The sequence below is a fragment of the Bradyrhizobium huanghuaihaiense genome, assembly GCF_025200885.1.
Lineage (GTDB): Bacteria > Pseudomonadota > Alphaproteobacteria > Rhizobiales > Xanthobacteraceae > Bradyrhizobium > Bradyrhizobium huanghuaihaiense.
This window is the reverse complement of the sequence record NZ_CP104172.1, coordinates 5,908,512-5,926,560: the sequence shown is the minus strand read 5'-3', so window position 1 is coordinate 5,926,560 and position 18,049 is coordinate 5,908,512. Positions and strand designations below refer to the sequence as shown.

The 18,049-nt window shown below is 59.7% G+C and carries 13 protein-coding genes; 4 read left to right on the top strand and 9 right to left on the bottom strand.

What is annotated here, in order from left to right:
- Positions 1-3 precede the first annotated feature (3 nt).
- The 3 genes from N2603_RS28255 (at position 4) to N2603_RS28245 (ending at position 2,419) form a co-directional block, all read left to right on the top strand.
- A complete protein-coding gene (locus tag N2603_RS28255) occupies positions 4-648 on the top strand; it encodes a ThuA domain-containing protein (protein WP_260384699.1) in 645 nt (214 codons plus the stop codon).
- A complete protein-coding gene (locus tag N2603_RS28250) occupies positions 645-1,694 on the top strand; it encodes a LacI family DNA-binding transcriptional regulator (protein ID WP_260384698.1) in 1,050 nt (349 codons plus the stop codon). The genes N2603_RS28255 and N2603_RS28250 overlap by 4 nt, the downstream gene beginning before the upstream one ends.
- A 284-nt stretch (positions 1,695-1,978) precedes the next feature.
- Positions 1,979-2,419, top strand: coding sequence for a cupin domain-containing protein (locus N2603_RS28245; protein ID WP_260384697.1), 441 nt, complete (start codon positions 1,979-1,981; stop codon positions 2,417-2,419).
- Positions 2,420-2,537: 118 nt separating this feature from the next.
- Here N2603_RS28245 and N2603_RS28240 read toward each other — a convergent pair whose 3' ends face one another.
- The 4 genes from N2603_RS28240 to N2603_RS28225 all read right to left on the bottom strand — a co-directional run bounded on the left by N2603_RS28240 (position 2,538) and on the right by N2603_RS28225 (position 7,243).
- Positions 2,538-2,819 carry a hypothetical protein gene (locus N2603_RS28240; protein WP_260384696.1) on the bottom strand — a complete coding sequence of 94 codons (282 nt, stop codon included), beginning with the start codon at positions 2,817-2,819 and terminating at the stop codon, positions 2,538-2,540.
- A gap of 16 nt (positions 2,820-2,835) precedes the next feature.
- Complete coding sequence (locus N2603_RS28235; protein WP_260384695.1) at positions 2,836-3,429, bottom strand: DsrE family protein; 594 nt, start codon at positions 3,427-3,429, stop codon at positions 2,836-2,838.
- Positions 3,430-4,082: 653 nt separating this feature from the next.
- On the bottom strand, positions 4,083-5,126 hold the full coding sequence (locus tag N2603_RS28230) for a TAXI family TRAP transporter solute-binding subunit (RefSeq protein ID WP_018643019.1): 1,044 nt from the start codon (positions 5,124-5,126) through the stop codon (positions 4,083-4,085).
- A 41-nt stretch (positions 5,127-5,167) separates the two neighbouring features.
- On the bottom strand, positions 5,168-7,243 hold the full coding sequence (locus N2603_RS28225; RefSeq protein WP_260384694.1) for a hypothetical protein: 2,076 nt from the start codon (positions 7,241-7,243) through the stop codon (positions 5,168-5,170).
- A 665-nt stretch (positions 7,244-7,908) separates the two neighbouring features.
- Between N2603_RS28225 and N2603_RS28220 the strand changes: the two genes are divergently transcribed.
- Complete coding sequence (locus N2603_RS28220) at positions 7,909-8,283, top strand: VanZ family protein (RefSeq protein ID WP_260424277.1); 375 nt, start codon at positions 7,909-7,911, stop codon at positions 8,281-8,283.
- A 352-nt stretch (positions 8,284-8,635) separates the two neighbouring features.
- On the opposite strand, the gene galE is transcribed toward N2603_RS28220, so the two are convergent.
- The 5 genes from galE to N2603_RS28195 all read right to left on the bottom strand — a co-directional run bounded on the left by galE (position 8,636) and on the right by N2603_RS28195 (position 17,946).
- Positions 8,636-9,766, bottom strand: a complete 1,131-nt coding sequence (gene galE, locus N2603_RS28215; RefSeq protein ID WP_260424276.1) for a UDP-glucose 4-epimerase GalE — start codon at positions 9,764-9,766, stop codon at positions 8,636-8,638.
- Between the two features lie 269 nt (positions 9,767-10,035).
- Positions 10,036-11,418, bottom strand: coding sequence for a polysaccharide biosynthesis/export family protein (locus N2603_RS28210; protein ID WP_260384693.1), 1,383 nt, complete (start codon positions 11,416-11,418; stop codon positions 10,036-10,038).
- Positions 11,419-11,957: 539 nt separating this feature from the next.
- The gene (gene asnB, locus N2603_RS28205; protein WP_260424275.1) at positions 11,958-13,745 is read right to left on the bottom strand and encodes an asparagine synthase (glutamine-hydrolyzing); all 1,788 of its coding nucleotides are present in this window, start codon (positions 13,743-13,745) and stop codon (positions 11,958-11,960) included.
- A 187-nt stretch (positions 13,746-13,932) separates the two neighbouring features.
- Entirely contained in the window at positions 13,933-16,035 is a 2,103-nt protein-coding gene (locus N2603_RS28200) for a WD40/YVTN/BNR-like repeat-containing protein (RefSeq protein WP_260384692.1), read from the bottom strand.
- A gap of 411 nt (positions 16,036-16,446) precedes the next feature.
- Positions 16,447-17,946, bottom strand: a complete 1,500-nt coding sequence (locus N2603_RS28195; RefSeq protein ID WP_260384691.1) for a lipopolysaccharide biosynthesis protein — start codon at positions 17,944-17,946, stop codon at positions 16,447-16,449.
- Positions 17,947-18,049: the final 103 nt, after the last annotated feature.

Below are 18,049 nucleotides of genomic sequence, written 5' to 3'. Positions count from 1 at the left end.
AGCATGCGCAAGGCAATGATTGTTTGGGGCGGCTGGCCGGGGCACGATCCCGATCTCTGTGCGTCGATGATCCGCGGCTGGTTGAAGGCCGAAGGCTTCGAGGTGCGGATCGAGACCACGACGGCGGCGTTCGCCGATCCCGCGATCCACGATCTGTCGCTGATCATCCCGATCTACACCATGTCGAAGATCGAGAAGGCGGAGGCGCTCAATCTCTGCGCGGCGGTGCGCGGCGGGGTCGGGCTCGCCGGCCATCATGGCGGGATGTGCGATGCATTCCGCGATTCGGTCGACTACCAGTTCCTGTGCGGCGGGCAGTGGGTTGCCCATCCCGGCAACATCATCGATTACAAGGTCGACTTGACGAAGCCGGAAGACCCCATCATGAAGGGTCTGAAGAGCTTCGAGCATCGTTCCGAGCAGTACTACATGCATGTCGACCCCGCCAACGAGGTGTTGGCGACGACGACCTTCACCGGAGAACACGCGCCCTGGATTGAGGGCGTGGTGATGCCCGTGGTGTGGAAGAAACGCTACGGCGCCGGCAGGGTGTTCTACTCCTCGCTCGGCCACCGGGCCTACGAGCTCGACGTGCCCGAGATCCGGACGCTGATGACCCGCGGCATGTTGTGGGCGGCGCGCGAATGACAGCCGGCGCGGCCCAGCCGCTCGTTCGCGCCACGCTCGAGGATGTTGCGCGCGCGGCCGGTGTTTCGCTCGCCACCGTCGACCGCGTCGTCAATCGGCGCGAGGGCGTGCGCGCCAAGACCGTCGCGCGAGTCGAGGCTGCGGTGGCGAAACTCGGCTATCGCGCCGACGTCGCCGCGGCGCGGCTCGCGCGCGGGCAGAGTTTCCGCTTCGCCTTCGTGCTGCCGAGCGGCAGCAACAGCTTCATGACCAATCTGACCGAGCAGGTCCAGCGCACGGCGGAGTGGCTCGCCGGACAGCGCGGCTTCATCGACATCCTCCATGTCGACGTGTTCGATCCGGACGTGCTCGCCGGCGCGCTGGAGACTCTGTCGCCGGCCTATCAGGGGGTGGCTGTCATCGCGCTCGACCATCCCCGGGTGCGCGCCGCGATCGACGAACTCGCATCGCGCGGGGTCGCCGTCGTGACGCTTGTGTCGGATGCACCGAGCGCGCGCCGTCTCCATTACGTCGGAATAGACAATCCGGCCGCGGGCCGGACCGCGGCAACGCTGATGGGACGTTTCCTCGCCGGCGGCGAGGGGACGGTTGCCGTGATCGCGGGATCGTTGTCGCTGCGCGACCACACCGAGCGGCAATTCGGCTTCCACCAGATCCTGTCCAGCGAATATCCGAACCTGCGCGCGCTGCCGGTCCAGGAGGGGCGCGACGACAGCGACCGGACGCGGGAGCTCACGGCCGCGCTGCTCGCGCGCCATGCCGATCTCCGCGGCATCTATTGCTGCGGGGCCGGGAACCGCGGCATCGCCGATGCGCTCGAAGCCTCGGGCCGCGCACGCGAGGTGGTCTGGATCACCCATGAACTGACCCAGCACACGCGACGCTTCCTGGTCCGCGGCACGCTCGATGCCATCATCAACCAGGATCCCGGCCACGAAGCGCGTTCCGCGGCGCGCGTCCTGCTCGCGCATTGCTCGGGCGAGCCCATCAGCCCCGACCAGGAGCGCATCCGCATCGACATTTTTCTGCGCGACAATCTGCCGTAACGAGAGATGAAGCAGATTAGCTGGCAAGCACCGTTTTTGAGATAGCGGTGGAAGCTACGCGATGCGTGGTGTCGAAGCACGCATCTTGCCAGCTCCATCCGGGCGAGTCGCGGAGCTGTCGATCGCTCAGAAGCAGCGCAAAACACCGTCCGCGAACCTACCGGGCCGAGGTACCTCGTAATGGTGCGCGACGAAGCGGGGAGTGCGACAAGGCGACATCTTCACGGGCTTCAATTGAGGCCTGAATATGTTGAGAAGGAGCCAAATATACATCAACAATGCGGATGATGCAGATGCGCGACCTTGTTGAAGCGGCACATTGCGAGACGGTTGAACTCACGCCGTCACCCATCGAGCCGTCGTGGATCATTGAAGGTCGCCCGGAAGCTCGTTCGCACCTTCTGTCGAAGAGCGCGTTCAAGACCTGGTGGACGATGATTTGGTCCTGCACCGAAGGCAAGTTCAACTGGCATTACGATTTCGACGAGACCGTCGTGATCCTCGAAGGATCAATCATGCTCGAGGTCGATGGTGCAGCGCCGACGCGTTATGGTGCCGGCGACGTGATCTTGTTCCGCACCGGTTCGCATGCCAAGTGGCACGTCGAGGAGCGTGTGAAGAAGGTCGCCTTTTGCCGGCGGCCTCCGCTGGGCTTCGCCATCCGTGCTGCCAGGATGCTCAAGTCATTGATGCCCGGCCAACCTGCGGCGCCGCGACTTACTTGACGGGATGCAAGGCAATTGCCGGAAATGAAATGGAAGGAACGTCGCTCAACGCAAGCTCCATTGCATTGGAACGACCTTAGAGCAGGCCTGCGTTTCTGGCCCGACGTCAGCCCATCCATCAATCCGATTTCATCGGATCGACGTCGTCGTCAATCGCCGCCACGTAGTTCACGTGCAGAGTGATTGGAACCTTCGATCCGTCCAGGACCAGACGGAGGCTTTTCGGATAAAATCCGCCGCCAATGACGCGTCCGGTCTTTCCAGCCAAGCGAGCGCCGGCTTCGGGCTTTACCTGGACGCGTGAACCCGGCGGAAACCCGAGATTGGTGTAGGCTGGTCCCGCCATGGCCTTCTCAGCAAATGAGATGCTCTTAGACGCGGCGATGGCGGCCGACGTCACTGTCGCTACTTACCTGTCACGGCTTGACGTAGGTCCAACCCATCTCCTGCAATTCCATCACGCGCACGACGCCCGATTTCACGATCTCCGCCTGACGCATAATCGGTATGTCCTTGTTCTCGGCCTTCGTCATTTTCTCCTGGGTGTTGCCGCAAGCTTTGAACGAAACCTCAGGCGTGCTCAGGGCCATTTCCTCGATGCGCGCTCTTACCGGCGACGTGTCGTCACGCAGCATGTGTAGCCCGGGCCCAAATGTGACGACCTCGATCTTCACCTTCTCGCCGGCGTCCTTGTAGTATTGCGCCACGTTCATCGCGTTGTTGAGGGCGAGATTCATCGCCGGGGCGTCATTGGTGTTTACCTGCAGGATCAAATGATGCTCTCTTTGCTTCGGCGCCGCCGAATTCTTCATATGGGCAAACGCGTCCTGCTTTCGCTTTGCCGGCTTCGCTACGTGTTGTCTCGCGTGCGCCGCCCTGTGCTGGACTTGTTGCCCGTCTGCCGGCGTCCAGTATCTTCCGCCTTGCTCCGCGGCCGCAAACGATGCAGAAGCCAGAACTGTAATCGCCGCCATCGCGAACACCTTGGCAGTATGTTGGAACGTCATCATTATCCGCCTCCATCGAGAAGATCGTTTTGCATGTCATCAATGACTCGGTGTCGCGAGCGCGCGCGGCCATTTGCATGCCGCTGCTATCTTCGCACGCGCTTCGTCCAACCCAGCGAGGGAGAACGATCCGTCATGGGCGGCGCCGCCCCGTCGCGAGAACAGGACAATGAGGTCCCCGCTGTCTGGAAGCGACTGCACCAAGCGAACAATTTCCCCCGTAAACGCAACGCCGGGCCCGAAGGCGGGGACGGCTGCCCCGATTTGCATCGCCGGGTTATCATTGATGCGGTAAAAAATTGCATCGTCACCGCCCCCACGGGAGATGCCTGGTCCCGTGAGCACCAATTCGGTCCGCCCGTTGCGGCAGCGAATCGACAATTGCATCGCGGACTCGCCGGCTCCGCTGCGTGAGGATGTCGTGGCAGTCGCGATCGGAGAGTAGTCTATCGGCGAGGTCGTCTGGCTGACGACCCAGCCGTCTTCGGGGGATTGACGATGCTGAGGCGCCACGGTGCGAGTCAGTTTGTCCAGACATTCGAGGCGCTCGGCGTGTTGCCTCTGAAGGCAGGAGCGCAGTTGCCCCATCGAATCCTGCGCCGACGCTACGCCGCCTGTAGCCGCGAGCGCTAAGAGAAGCAGGGTCGCGGCCCGGTTCATTGTGATGCTTGTGTTGCGCGGTGCTGACGATCCAGCCACGCCTGCGCCGCAGGGACGCGGGTGAGACCCGGAACTGTTGCAGCAAGATTGATGGATTTCCATTTCGGGTCGAAACCGGGCGCCTGCAGTCTGTCGATCCGGGAGAACAGGTGGTCGATGAAACGTGAGACGCGCTCGGAGCGGTTTGACTTGATCGGCCAATTGAAGGCGACCAGTGCGGTCGGCACGGCGATCGTCGAAACCCGTTCGCCCGGCTTGATCAGATTGGGATAGTCGGCTTCGCCGAGGGAGGCGGGGAGATAGTAGTCCTCGAACCTGCCGTCATAGGGGAGGGACAGGAACTTGAAACCCGGCTCCCAACGGCCCCGCACGAAGGCATCCACCGGCTTCGATGTAATGAAGACAACCGCTGCAATCTCGCCCTTGCGCATCTGCTCGAGCGCGATCTGGTGCGGGATGAACGTCTTTTCCACCTCGAGCTTGAGGCGGCTGAAGATCAGCGGGCCCGAATAGGCCGCAGCGGTGCCTTGCGTATTGAAGTTGACCTTCTTGCCGGAAAGATCGCTCAAGCTCTGGATCTCCGGTCGAACGAAGATATGCAGCTCGGACGGGAACAGATTCAGGACATATGCAATTCGTCGCTGGATGTCCGGCACCTGGCTTTTGTATTCCTCGAGCGCGTCGGAATTGATGATTGCCGCATCGATGCCGCGTAGATAGAGCAGGGAATTCACGTTTTCAGTGGCTCCGCGAGTGACGACCGGCAGAACGTGTAGGTTATCCCCGTCGTCGACCACACGCGCGATCTCCGCCGCCAGCCGTATCGGTGCGCCCTCGAGCAGGCCTCCGGCCAGGCCAACAGTCCAGGCGTTCATGGAGAGCACCTCAGGTCTTGGCTGCGAAGGCGCGGGGCGAACCGGCCGAGCATTGTGGGACTGTGAATTCAACGGCCGCGCATCCGCCCAGGGCTGAACGGCCATGAGCGATGATGCGAACGCCGCAAACAAGGCCAACCGGCGGAATCCTATGAACCCTTTCATCGACGAACTCCTTTACGCACGCTGCATCCGCTTTGGGCTTTTTATCGGCGCAACGCTTCGTATCGCGCTTTTGCTTCCTTGATACCCCCGGCTTCGGCTCGCGCATAAAGATCTCGCGCTTTAGTGGAATCCCCTTGCGTTCCGTACGTTCCGAAATTCGGCAGGATCAGCGGATCGTAGGTTTCCGCGAGCGCGAAGCTTGCTTTCGCGCTCCCCATCTCAGCGGCGCGCTCCAGCACGATCCGGGCCGAGCCGATGTCTCCCTGTTCAAGTAGTGCGCTCGCGCGCGCGACCAATTTCTCCGCCTGCGCGCTGTTGTTAGACTGGACCTCAGCATCGCCCTTGCTGCGCGCCGATAAGGCTTTGTCTTGGACTGGTCTGTCTCCGACCGATTTCTGTTGGATGGGCTTGTCGTGGACGAGTCCACTTTGCGTAGGCCGGGTTTGGATTGGCCGGGCCGGCGCCGACGGCGGCTCCTCGCGCGCGGCCTTGCCGGTGGTAGCCGGCGGAGCCGCAGCGGAGAGAGTTTTCGCCGCAAGCGCGCCGTTATCCCGACGCGCCAATGTCAGATCCCTTTCCAACCCCTCGGCGCGCTCGCGCTCACGCAGCAACAGGCTCCGCAGCTCGGCCGATTCGCGCTCTCCGGCCTGCTTGGTCCGTGCCACGTCCTCCCTTGCCTTGGACGCCCGTTCGGTCTGCGCGTCGAGCTCGCGGCTTGCTTTCGCCAAGTCCCGGGCCAGCTGTTCAGCCCGCTCGCGCTCCCGCCGCTGCGACTGCTCCAGCGAGGCCGCATTGCTCGCTGCCGTCTGTTTGAGCTGTGCCGCTTCCTCGCTGGCTTTGGCCGCTTGAGCTTCGTATGCGTAGACCTTGCTGCGAGCGACCGAGAGATCCTGCGCCAACGCATCGGCTCTCTCTTGCTCCTTCTGGATCGATCGCTTCTGCTCTGCGGCCTCGGTTTTTGCCGCTCGCGTAAGTCTGGCGACCTCGTCACCCGCCCTTGCGGCCAGCGTCGCCTGCTCATCGACATCTCGGCGCGCGGCCACCAGCGCTTGCTCCAGCTGCCCGGCCCGATCCCGCTCTTGCTGCAGGGAATTCTGCAGCTCCGCCGTGCCGTTCCCTTCTGGCGCTCTCAGCAAGGACGAGCCGTCGCTGGCTCTCGCCGACGGTGCGGTTTGCGCCTGGTATGCATAAATCGCGCTCAGCGACAGGGAGATAACCTGCGCGAGCGGGGCGGACGTTTCGCGCTCCTTCTGCATCGATTGCGTTAAGTCCGCGGCACTGGCCTCCGCCGCCCGACTTCGCTGCGAGATTTCCTCGTTTGCCGTTGCCAGCAACGCAGCCTGGGTCTCGACGTGTTGCTGCGCGGCTGCGAGACTCTGCTCCAATCGCGTTGTTTGCTCGCGCTCATGTTGCAGGGCATTCCGCAGCTCTGCGGCTTCACGCTCTCCGGCTTGTTTCAGCCGGGACGTTTCCTCACCTGCTTTCGTCGCCAACGCACCCTGGGTTTCGACATTGCGCCGCGCGGCTGCGAGATCCTGCTCCAGCCGGGCCGACCGCTCGCGCTCCTCCTGCAGGAATGCCTGCAGCTCAGCCGCGCCACTCTCGCCCGCTTGATTCGGCCGGGAAGCTTGCTTCAGTCGGGAGCTTTCCTCCAGAGCCTTCGCTGCCAACGCCTTTTGCGCTTCGATCTCGCGCCGCGCATCGTCAAGGCTCTGCACCAGCCACTCGGCCCGATCGTGCTCCCGCTCGAGATGTTGCAGCAGCTCTATGTCGCGCCTTGCAAAGGCAAGTTCGCATGACAGGGACTCTGGCCAGTCGCGTTCCTGTTTAGGGGGCTGCTGCAGGGCCCCTGTGTCGCTAGTCGTCGCTTGCGCAACCTGTATCGATTTGTCACTGCCGCCCCGGCCCGGCAGCAACCTCTTGAACTCGTCAGAACCGAGATCGTGGAAAGTCGTTGCCAGTTGCTCGTCTGCGCGGTGCCGCGCCTGATCCCGGGAAGCCTCCGTTTCCGACGCCCATGTCATAGCGAGCATGACCGCTGCCATCCACAGGTGCGCGCATCGTCCCCGCGTGAGGGAGTTCTTCATTTCCTCGTTGAGCACGACCGTGCGAGCCATCTGCAATCACCTGTCACGCGGCGATACGACATCTCTCAGATGCCTTCAGACGCCTCATTATGCCCTTCATCTTTACGCGAATCATATAGCCCGCATGGAGGACCCTCTCTCACCACTTTTGGGTTAGGGTACGGATTGTGCTCGAGCCGTGAACAATGAGATGGCCTCAGCGGGCTGGATCCTAGGGCCGTCCAGCCCCGCGGCTGCGAGAAGCGCCTTCATGGATCGCCATCGCATTGTCCTCAATCCTGAGGAAAGCAGAAGCTATTGTTGCTAACAAACAGCGATTAACAACTGCCATGGATGGGTACTCCCAGTGCGGATGCACCTATATCGACCGCTATTTGAAGTTGTATGTCGAGCGCGATGTTTCGCACCTAATCGGCCATGTGCTGATCCAGAGCAAACGCGCAAGCCCGGATCGCCGAGCCGTTGCAGAAGGCCGGATTTTGGTTCAGTGTCCCATCCTTTTGGAGTACTCTCCTTTCGTCCACGCACGTCAGGAATCCTGCACTCATGTGTCGAGAGCAGGTGGTAATCATGGACCTGGCGTTCTACCGCTCAGGGGTGCCGGTTGCGCCGAGTGGAGGGAGCATGTTTTTGAAATCGTGTCTCAGAAATGAAGAGCCCCGGCAGGGGCTGCCAATCGAGGCCCTTTAGTGGTTATTACCGCTCTTCTTCGGCTTGTCGCGTGGCTGCTCGCAGCCGCCGTCACTTTCGCAACGCTTGGACCTCCGGACGCTCGGCCTCGCCCCTTTCTCGGACAGCAAGGCGATCACGCGCTCGCCTTCCTTCTGGTCGGGATTGCCTTCGGCCTTGCCTATCCGCAGCGGCGTTGGACTGCTTCAGCGCTCGCCGTTGCCCTGATCGGCCTCCTTGAAATCATGCAACTATGGGTACCGGGACGGCACGCGAGGTTTGAGGATTTTATGGTCGATGCGCTTTCGACCTGCGCCGGCTTCGCGCTTTCCGCAGCGGCCAGCTGGATGATGGCGCAATTGGTCCACGATCCCGACGCGGTGACGCGCCAGCGTCCTTAGTGGGCACACTGATCTGGCTTGCAGCGGAAGATGCGCGAGTTGGCCACGAGACCATCAATCGAGCTCAGTGCATTGGTGCACGGGCAGCCCGCCGCCGCTTGTGTCGTTGCCGCGGATCGTCAAACTTGAGCTCGGCGACCAGTCGCCAAAGCTGAACCTCGTGGCCATCCGCCAACCGCCCGGCGCGCTCGGTTGCGGACGCGTCGTCCGGGCAGTGAAGGTTGACCACGCTCCCCAATTGGCCGTGTTCGTCCAAAACAAATGCACGATAGTGTGGCATCGCAAATCCCCACGCGACCGCATCTTACCTGCCGCCTCGCTCTCCGGTTTGGAGATTATGGAGCATTGCGAGCTACCTCTGATGGGCGGTGTGCTCGCCCCGAATCCGCTCGGCGTCGCCCGTTCGAATAGCTGAGGCGCACGCACTCATCCGTGACGGTGGAAATGCCTGGACAGCTCCGGTCTTTGAAAGTGCGCTACCATGGTAACCGTCGGGGTTCTGCAATTGCCAACGCCAATGGTCCGCACACATCTGCTCCAACGATCGGGTCGACTTCCAGCCCAAAGCCTCCATCGCAAAGGTCGGGTCGGCATAGCAGGCGGCGACATCGCCAGCCCGACGCTCCTTGATTTCATAGGGAACTGAACGCCCGCTCGCTGCTTCAAATGTACGAACGATGTCCAGAACGCTGCTGCCGTTCCCCGTGCCAAGATTGACCGTGAGCACACCAGGCTGTCTCAGGTTGCGCAAGGCGCTCAAATGCCCGGATGCGAGATCGACCACATGAATGAAGTCGCGGACTCCGGTGCCATCAGGCGTGTCATAGTCGTTTCCCCAGATCTGCAGCTTCTCCCTCCGTCCAATCGCCACCTGCGCCACAAACGGGAGCAGGTTGTTGGGAAGGCCCAGCGGGTCTTCTCCGACCAGCCCGCTTTCGTGTGCTCCAACCGGATTGAAGTAGCGCAGATTGGCGATCCGCCAATCGTCGTCGGACCTGCAGAGATCCTTCAGCATCTCTTCGATAACGAGCTTTGTGCGGCCATACGGATTGGTCGGACAGAGGGGATGCTTCTCGTCGAGCGGCAAGTATTTAGGTATTCCGTAAACGGTCGCGGACGAGCTGAATACAAGTGTCTTTACATTCGCCCTCTTCATTGCTGATACCAGCCGCATCGTTCCCAGAACGTTGTTCTCGTAATAGTTCAGGGGACGTACGTTGGAATCACCCACGGCCTTCAGCCCTGCAAGGTGAATGACCGCGGTCACTCCGCAGGAACGAAGTATGGCGTGAATCGCCTCTTCATGGCGGATATCTGCGTGCCGAAAGACGAGCGAACGCCCACAAATGGACTGCACCCGCTCGAGCGAAGTCTGGTTGCTGTTGGAGAGATTGTCGAGCACGACGACGTCGAACCCGGCGTCCAGCAATGCGATACAGACGTGGGACCCGATGTAGCCGGTACCTCCAGTCACCAAGATCATCTCGGACAGCTTCCGCATTCGCTCAACTGGCCTCCGTGCATGCGACACCACATTAATCGGAAGTCTCGTCCACGGGGCGTGGAGATTCTGGGCCTTATGAGCTACCCCTAATGGACTGCATCCGGGCGGTGCAGCCGGGGGCGGACCATCGAGCGCTCATGACCGTTGCATCATCCATTTACAAGCGTCGCGGATGAGGTTTGGATCCGTCAACGTAGGATAGCGTCGCAAAAATGCTATCTCCCGCTACGGAATTGCGACGGCTGTTGTTACCTCTGCCCGATGCGTACCGAATCGCCAGAGCTCTCATCGGTTCGGCTTGTCCCTGATGGAATGTCTGAACTGCCTATCCTTCGGGGAGGGACGGCAGGACCATCCTGGTATCGGAGAGTGACCTCGACGGCGTCACCCGGCTGCAGCTCGGTATCCTCGCTTGCGATGATCCGTTCCTGTCCCTTATCGCTCTTCCTGATGATGGCGATCTCCGCGTGGTTGCCGGTTCCTCGCACGAGTTGTGATCGAACCATCGCAGTGTACTGAAGTTTCTCGCCGACGCTCTGCAGCTTCTCGCGAATTTGATTGAGCTTCACGCTGGTATCTTGCAGCTCGCGGAGCAAGTCGAGCCTCCGTTGGTCGTCTAGCTTTGCCAGCTTCCTGACGAACTCGTCCTGCTGCTTCTTGACCTGCAGCAGTTGCGCAGAGGTTTGCAGCTTCCGGGTTGATGACAGCAGCACGGCGCGACGCGCATCCGTAACGCGAGGGCTGATCAAGGAACCCTTGCCGAAGAGCTCGGTCGTTTTCTGCAGGTCGTCAAGATCTGCGTGAAGTCCCTCTTCATCCTTCTTCTGCTGCTCTGACAGCACGCGGACCTCGTCGTCTCCCTGTCTGATGCCGCGCTGAAGGTACGTCTTTTCCTGCTGATAATCACTCTGCTTGGTCTTCAGATATTCCGTTTCTGCATTAACGATGTCCGAAATCGCCGATCGAGCTAAGGGCGCGTCCATCAGAGCGCCTGAACTGATCTGGGTTGCCTCTCCAAGTTCGGTCTTGATGCGCCACATACGCGCTTGTTCTTTGGCGAGCTCTGTCCAAAGCGAACCATACTCGCCTCTCAGGTCTGCTGCCTCGAGATACGGGTTGCTCATTTTGACGCGCATGATGTCGTAGCCGCCTGCCACGGCGACGAGTTGGCGTGCGGTGATAGACGGACGATAAGGGTACTCACCCGGCTTCGATACATCCCCATTTACGTATATGGGCTTGTATTCCGCGATGATCGTCGTGACCTCGCTTGCGTCGATCACGACGACCGTCTCACGTCCATCGGACGTCCGCTGTCGAAATACCTTGCGCGCAAGTGCAGCCCCGATTTTGGCTCGGATCTGTGGTAAGGGCAGGCCGGCCACTGGAAGCGTTCCAACCAGAGGCAACGAAATATTCCCGTCCATTTGAACGGGAGCACGATGCCGCAGCTCCGGCACGCCCGCCACCGCAACCTCCAGCACATCTCCGATGTTTAGCAGATATTCCGCCTTCGCTTGAATGACGGAAATTGTCAGGCCAACAGCCACCAAGGCCCATTTGATGCAACGACCCAGGTCGCTGCCATCGACGTCGACATGGAAGCTATTGCGCAGTCTGGAGTTCGGCATGGCGTCATTCCCTGTACGAACGTGGTCACCAAATTTGTTCGCGGACAACCGTCCGAGTAGCCTCCCGACAGGCGATCCGCAAAATGACGTTCCGTTCTCTCATTGACGCCGAACCACTCGGTGCCTTCTTCCGCTTAGTTCGATTGATCGGTTCTCTATTATACTCATCGAACCCATTGGAACGGGCGCTTCCATTGCTGCCCGAATCTAATCCCGCGCGGTCGCGGCTCAATCGACCATCGTAGTTACCCACTTATTGCCCGTTTTGCCGGCCTCCGCCAAACTTCCGGCACATCCGGTCGATGGCGGCACGGCGATTGCGGGCCGTTGGAAGGGGCAGATTGGCCGCTCTATTACTATTGGCGGCAGGTGCCGAGTTCCTACTCGTAGCCGGTGCGGACTATGGGCGCGCAGATGACGATCGTTGAAGAACAGTACGGCCATCGCGGATGAACGTCTTCACCGCCGATGATCACGCCGGCGCCAGGATCCGCCGAGCGCAGGCACCGCTGGTGAACACGCTCCAACCGAGCTGCAAGCTATTCTGGTACGGAAGCACGATACTCACGGCGCCACATCTCGACCATCATGAGCTGAAATAAGCGGCGACTTCCGCGCTCTGTCGACCGAAGTCTTGACAGGAGGCGCGTCAAAAATCGTTTTTCAAAAAGTGGCGAACCGGTCGCGATGAGATCGTCCACGAGCGGCCTCCAAGGCCCCTGGAACCATTCATGCAGAGGGATCGAGAAACCCTGCTTTCGGTGACTATCAAAGTCGGGAGGTAGCCAACGCTGTGCAAGAGCACGCAAAATGATCTTTCTTCGAGCATCCTGGACTTTGAATCTTCCGGGCAATCGCCCAAAAGCAAACTCGACGATTCGATGATCCAGGAGCGGCGCGCGCACCTCCAGGGATGTGAGCATGCTGGCCCGATCGACTTTGACGAGAATGTCATCCGGTAAGTAGCTGCGAAACTCGGCGGCACAAATCGCATCTATGCCACCGCAGACTGTTTCCAATCCAGCGCGGCGAAGTTCCGGGGTAGCCGACATCGGCCGGCCGGTCAGTCGCGACCTCGTAATCGGATCAAGTAGTCGCGTCAGCGCTGTTTGTGGCCCATTGCAGCTGAGTAGCCCCATGATCGCGTTGCGTCCTTCGATTCCCAACGGTATCGATTTTGCGGCGAGTGCTTCCATTCCGAGCCGATGCAGACCAAACTTCCGTAGTTGCGCGATCTTCAGAAGCCAAGGATGATGAATGTAGCCACCGAAGAGTTCATCGCCGCCATCGCCTCCTAGGGCGACAGCGCATTCCTTTCGAATTGCGCGGCTCACCAGATAGGTGGGAAGCAACGAGTTGTCAGCGATAGGCTCGTCATATTGACGGATGAGTGAAGGCAGGAACTCGCCCGAGCCCGGCTCAGCGACGAGTTCAGTATGGTTTGAACCGAGATAATCAGCGACCCGACGCGCGTGGCGCGACTCGTCGAAGCTCGGATAGCCTGGAAAGGCGACGTTGAAAGTGCGAACAGCCCGCCCCGAACTCCTGACGGCTGCGGCAGCCACGAGGCTCGAATCAAGACCACCGCTCAGCATGATGCCAATCGGCACATCAGCGATGAGCTGGCAGCGCACGCTCTGCGTCAGCAGGACTTCGAGATCGCTCGTGAGCTCTTGCAAATCGCTCTGTGCGGTGTTGGTGGCACGTATCGGTAGGTCCCAATATCTGCTGATCTGCAGTCGATCCAGATCGGGTTCGTAAGTCAGCCAATGCCCCGGCGGTAGTTTTGCGAATCCGTCGAAGATGCAAAGTGACCCGGAAACGTAACCATACGCCAAGTAATCGTCGAGCGCCTCGCGATTGATGCTCCGTGGGATGTTCGGATCAACGAGAATAGCTTTCAGCTCGGACGCGAAAGCGAACCGGCCATTCTTGTGCAAATAGAATAAAGGCTTTTCGCCGGCCCGATCGCGAGTAACGAACAGGCGTCGTTTGGCGCCGTCCCAGATCGCGAGCGCGAACATTCCGACCAAACGATCGAGACACGCGGGGCCCCACGTTCGATACGCGGCGATCACGACCTCGGTATCGCTTGTGCTGCGAAAACTATTGCCGCGCGCCCGAAGTTCGGCTCGAACTTCCTGAAAATTGTAAATCTCACCATTAAAGACAATTGTTATCTGGCCATCGTCCGAGCTCATTGGCTGATGACCGAGAGGGCTGAGATCGATTATGGCTAAGCGCCGATGACCTAAGCCTACCCGCCGATCAGGACTGAGCCAGGTACCAGCGTCGTCTGGGCCGCGGTGTGCGAGTGCATCGCACATGCTTTGCAGCAATTGAAAGCTAACCGGCTTCTTGGCCTCGATTATTCCGGCAATTCCGCACATGCTTGCCCGATCATTTTTCTATGCGAAAAGAATGATACGCGAAACATTGCAAGTTCCAGAGCAGGTTACAAAGGAGGGGCGCTCTTCGTCAAATCTCCAGGGGTTAACGAGCGGGCGAAATCAATCACTGCATCCGCGCGCTTGGGACTGCATCAGACGGTACACCGTAGAAGACGCCCCGTCCGTCGGTCCCGATGTACACGCGGCCCCAGACCTGCCGGTCGCCCGCCATGGCCCCGGCTCCGTTTACGAGATCGCTCATTTGGTACTGGGTGTCGTTGATGAGAATCCAGCTGGTGCCCATGTCGTCGGACCTAAAGACCCCCTTCGTATTTTCCACTGTCCCGTAGAGAAAGACCGTCGGGACTTTCGACCCGTTCGGGGGCGCTCCGAAGCTGAACATGAAGGCGTACTGGACGTTGGCGACCTTGGCGAAGGTCTCACCTGCGTTCGACGAACGATAAAGGCCCGAGGCACCGTTGCTCATCCAAACCTCCCCGCTCATTCCTGGGGCGGCCTCCACGACCTGCTGTCGCCAGCCCGACGACGGAATAGTTGAGATGCTCTCGAATGTCGCCGCACCATCGGTCGAGCGGTAGAAATGCCCGTCGTTGTAGTCGTACAGGTAGAACTTGCTTCCATCTGCGCGGTCCGCGGCAAGTGGTTTGTTCTTGCTCCAGTAGTTCTTTCCTTCGACGGCGGCCGATGGCGCTCCAACCGACTGCGTCCACGAGGCGCCCAGGTCGGTCGAGTAGTAGGGAGCGCTTCCTTTCGGCAGCCATACGATCCGCCGTGACGTGGCCGAAACCGCCACTCGGCCGTCGAAGTTTCCGTTTGGGTTGGATGGAAAAGCCGTGAAGGTCTGCGCATTGTCGATGGAATAGCCACCGGCCGGCGAGGTGTCTCCAGGATGTCCCACCCGCACGACGAAGTTTGGATCCGCCTCCTCGAAATCGATTCCTGTGGAGTTGCCGAAGGGGGTATATCCGAACTCGTTGGGCGGTGGCGTGGTGAGAGAGGCATTTCTGAACCCGATATGGTCAGCCACAGCCGAGAGCAGGGGAGCGCCCCGGGGTGGGGACTTGACGTCGAAGACGACCATCTCTTCCAGCCCATTTACGTAGCTCTGCCAAATTTGGCGCTTGGCGGTAATGTCGTCGGTGCGCCACACCCCACCGGTGTCCGTGAACCAGACCCGCTTCGGATCGGCAGGATCAATTACCATCGCCGACGGCCCATCGGCGAACTCGCTGTTGGGCAGCCACGGAACCGAAGAAGTGGCGCTCACGTTCCAAAAGGTCCAACTGGCGCCGCCGTTCGTGGAGCGGTACCAGCCGTAGTGGCTCTCCATCGTCACCACGACCTTTGGATTGGTCGGGTCAACGCTGATGGCTGAAAAGTTGCGCCTCTGCTGAGGCGGCGAGATATTGGTCCAGGCCCCTCCGGAAAATTTCGCGACGCCGTCGTCGTGGGTCACGTAGAGGGTTCCATCAGATGCGATGGCTTCGCGATGAGGGGCAACCGGGCTGCCGGCCATGACGGCCCACGATAGCCCTGCGTCCATGCTGCGATAGACTCCGTGGCCACGTACAGCGGCATAGACTGTTGAAGACGGCGACCCCGCCCTGCCTGTCGTGCGATCGATGGTCACGAAGGTGATCCCGACTCCCGCCGTGCCTTTGGGAAAACTCTCGACCCGCTGCCAACTTACTGCAGCGTTGGTGCTCTTCCACAAACCGTCGTTGCGCGAACCAAAGTAAAGGACGTTGCCGTCGTTCGGATCTACAATCAGCCGCTCCCCGTTGAGCGCGCCGCGACCATCGTTGCCGTGCATTACGACGTTCAGATTAGTGCGTTCCCATGTCTTGCCTTGATCCGTGGACTTAAGCACATCCCACGGTCCGCCGCGCCACCAGTTGAACATCCCGGCAGCGAAGTAGACGTTATTCGGGTTCGATGGATCGATAGCAATGCTCTCTCCGCCGAATAGATTCTGGTGCGAGAGCGGGAGCCAGTCGAGCAACGGAATCCACCGCTGGTTGGCAGCATCCCACCGGTAACATCCGCCGACATCGGTGCGAATGTAGAGCAAGTTGGGGGCCGACGGATGTGCGACGATTCCGGTGACGTACCCACCGCCGCCCCACTTCACGTTTGTCCAGACGTATGGCTCGCTCTTGACAACGCCTGCATGCCCGGCGGCGAAGCTCAAAGCGGCCAACAGCATTCCTAGACACGTTCGACGAATGAACCATGCGCTCCAGGCACTCTTTGCCAGGGGTACGTATCTTCCGGCCCGCTCGCCAGCGCTCCGCATCATGAACGGACCGCATCGCCTCGTGCGAATCGTCGTCGCTCGTATGGCTGCTGCATGCGGTCGTTGTTCTTGCATGGGTAGGCGTCCCGCCTGTGTTTGGAGTGGCGTCTCGGCCACGCCCAAAGCTGGGAAGACAAGCCGGAGACAATGACTTTGCGCCGACTAATCAGAACTCATTATGAACCCTGCCTTGATCAACTTACTGGAGGGGCACGAAGGAGATTTCCCGGTTGGGAAATTCCCTTTTCCAAGGTTAAGGCTAACGCTTACGCTTCTTTGTCAGGTGGCCGCTGCGTAGAGGCGCCGTCGCGCAACATTTGGCTACGAGCGAGTTGAAACAACGGTAACTTGTCTTGTTGGCGGATGGTCATTTGACTCTGGGACATCGAATCTTCGCATCTCAGCAAGCGTCCGATAGTACCCCGTCACAAACACAATAGCAGCATAGAGCACCAAAACTGCGGCGGGCCCGACTATCGCAGCAATCGGGACCGACGGCTTCAGGAGGTCGGCCGAAACTCGTACTACGAGTGCGCAAACCGCGGATACGCTCCAAATTATTCCAAGGTTCTTCCAATCCTGCAGTCTTGCGATAGGAACGTCCATTACGTTTGAAAGTCTTCTCAGGCAGAGCGTATACCAAACGAACGTGGCCAGTGCTGATCCGATAGCCGCGCCCGGCAAGCCGAAATACCAAGCGCCGACTAGACTGGTTATTACGGCAAAGGGAAGAATTGAGGCTTCATAACGCATGTTAGCTGACCCTTGTCGGAATACATTCAGCAGCGTGGTCATCTCAGCCGAGATCAACGTCTGAACCAGATAGATACGCAGGACCGGCGAGCCGCTCACGTACTCCTTCGTAAACAGGAACTGGATGACTTCATCAGAAAAGGCGAATAATGCCGCAATGGCGGGGAACATGACGGCGCTGATGATCACATTGCCCTGATTGTTCAGGCGCAATAGCTCCTCGTGGCGCCCAAGTGAATGGAGATGGCTCATCTTGGGCAAAAGCAAATTCCCAAGTACGTCTCTCAGGACCCCAAAGGGCATAAGGAGCGTAGTTGCAACTGAAAAAATGCCGAACTCCCTTGATGAAAACACCGTGGCCACAATCCATTGTTCGGCCTGTTTCCGCATGCTCCACAGCAAGACGGCAACGCCAAATGGAAGCGCATAACGAAGCTGCGCACGGAATTGCTGCTTGTCCAGGGGGAACAGTCGAATACCGCAATAGCGTGCAATGAAATACGCCAAAAGTCCAAGGCGCATGCAGGCAGCAATCAATGCTGCAACGAGCACCGCGTCAATCCGCTGAAAAACTACTGCTGCGGAAACTATGAGCGCGGTCCTGAGCACAGATGTGATCAGGATAGCTTGTGCCTGCCATCGAACCTGCCCTGCGGCGTTAGGTAACACGTCAAGCAACAAGCCAAAATTCCAGACAAGCAGGAAAGCCGCGAGCAAGAACCCATGCTCGTGCAGCAGGTCTTTCATGCCCGAGGGTAGCGCCTCACCAAAGACAAAAATCAGAAGCGTCGCGACCATCGTTGTGGCGAGCAAGAACAGCACCGTCTGCCCGACGTAAAGCCGGCGTCCTTGGGAATCCAAACGGACAAAGAAGAAAAGCAAGCTGCGGGGCATGTCAAAGGAGATCAAAAGGGCCACGGTACTTACAAGTAGCCAGAACAGCCGATATTCGCCGAAGCTTGTGGGCCCGATCGTTCGCACAAGAACGACCGGCGTCAATAGCATGGTGACCTGTTCGATGTAGCGCGCAGCGGAGAGCGCAATGCCTTGACGAAATATCGGGGCCATGGATCCGCGACCTAGCGATGGCGCCGAAGATAGCGAGCAGGAATATCGGCCCGCCCGAACTTTCCACGGCAAAGAAGATCAAAGCTCATTGGTAAGTCTCCGG

Bases quoted from the DNA above. Each gene is read 5' to 3' on its own strand.
- N2603_RS28255 (WP_260384699.1), top strand. From the start codon at position 4: ATGCGCAAGGCAATGATTGTTTGGGGCGGCTGGCCGGGGCACGATCCC.
- N2603_RS28250 (WP_260384698.1), top strand. From the start codon at position 645: ATGACAGCCGGCGCGGCCCAGCCGCTCGTTCGCGCCACGCTCGAGGAT.
- N2603_RS28245 (WP_260384697.1), top strand. From the start codon at position 1,979: ATGATGCAGATGCGCGACCTTGTTGAAGCGGCACATTGCGAGACGGTT.
- N2603_RS28235 (WP_260384695.1), bottom strand. From the start codon at position 3,429: ATGATGACGTTCCAACATACTGCCAAGGTGTTCGCGATGGCGGCGATT.
- N2603_RS28230 (WP_018643019.1), bottom strand. From the start codon at position 5,126: ATGAAAGGGTTCATAGGATTCCGCCGGTTGGCCTTGTTTGCGGCGTTC.
- N2603_RS28225 (WP_260384694.1), bottom strand. From the start codon at position 7,243: ATGGCTCGCACGGTCGTGCTCAACGAGGAAATGAAGAACTCCCTCACG.
- galE (WP_260424276.1), bottom strand. From the start codon at position 9,766: ATGATCTTGGTGACTGGAGGTACCGGCTACATCGGGTCCCACGTCTGT.
- N2603_RS28210 (WP_260384693.1), bottom strand. From the start codon at position 11,418: ATGCCGAACTCCAGACTGCGCAATAGCTTCCATGTCGACGTCGATGGC.
- asnB (WP_260424275.1), bottom strand. From the start codon at position 13,745: ATGTGCGATGCACTCGCACACCGCGGCCCAGACGACGCTGGTACCTGG.
- N2603_RS28200 (WP_260384692.1), bottom strand. From the start codon at position 16,035: ATGCTGTTGGCCGCTTTGAGCTTCGCCGCCGGGCATGCAGGCGTTGTC.
- N2603_RS28195 (WP_260384691.1), bottom strand. From the start codon at position 17,946: ATGGCCCCGATATTTCGTCAAGGCATTGCGCTCTCCGCTGCGCGCTAC.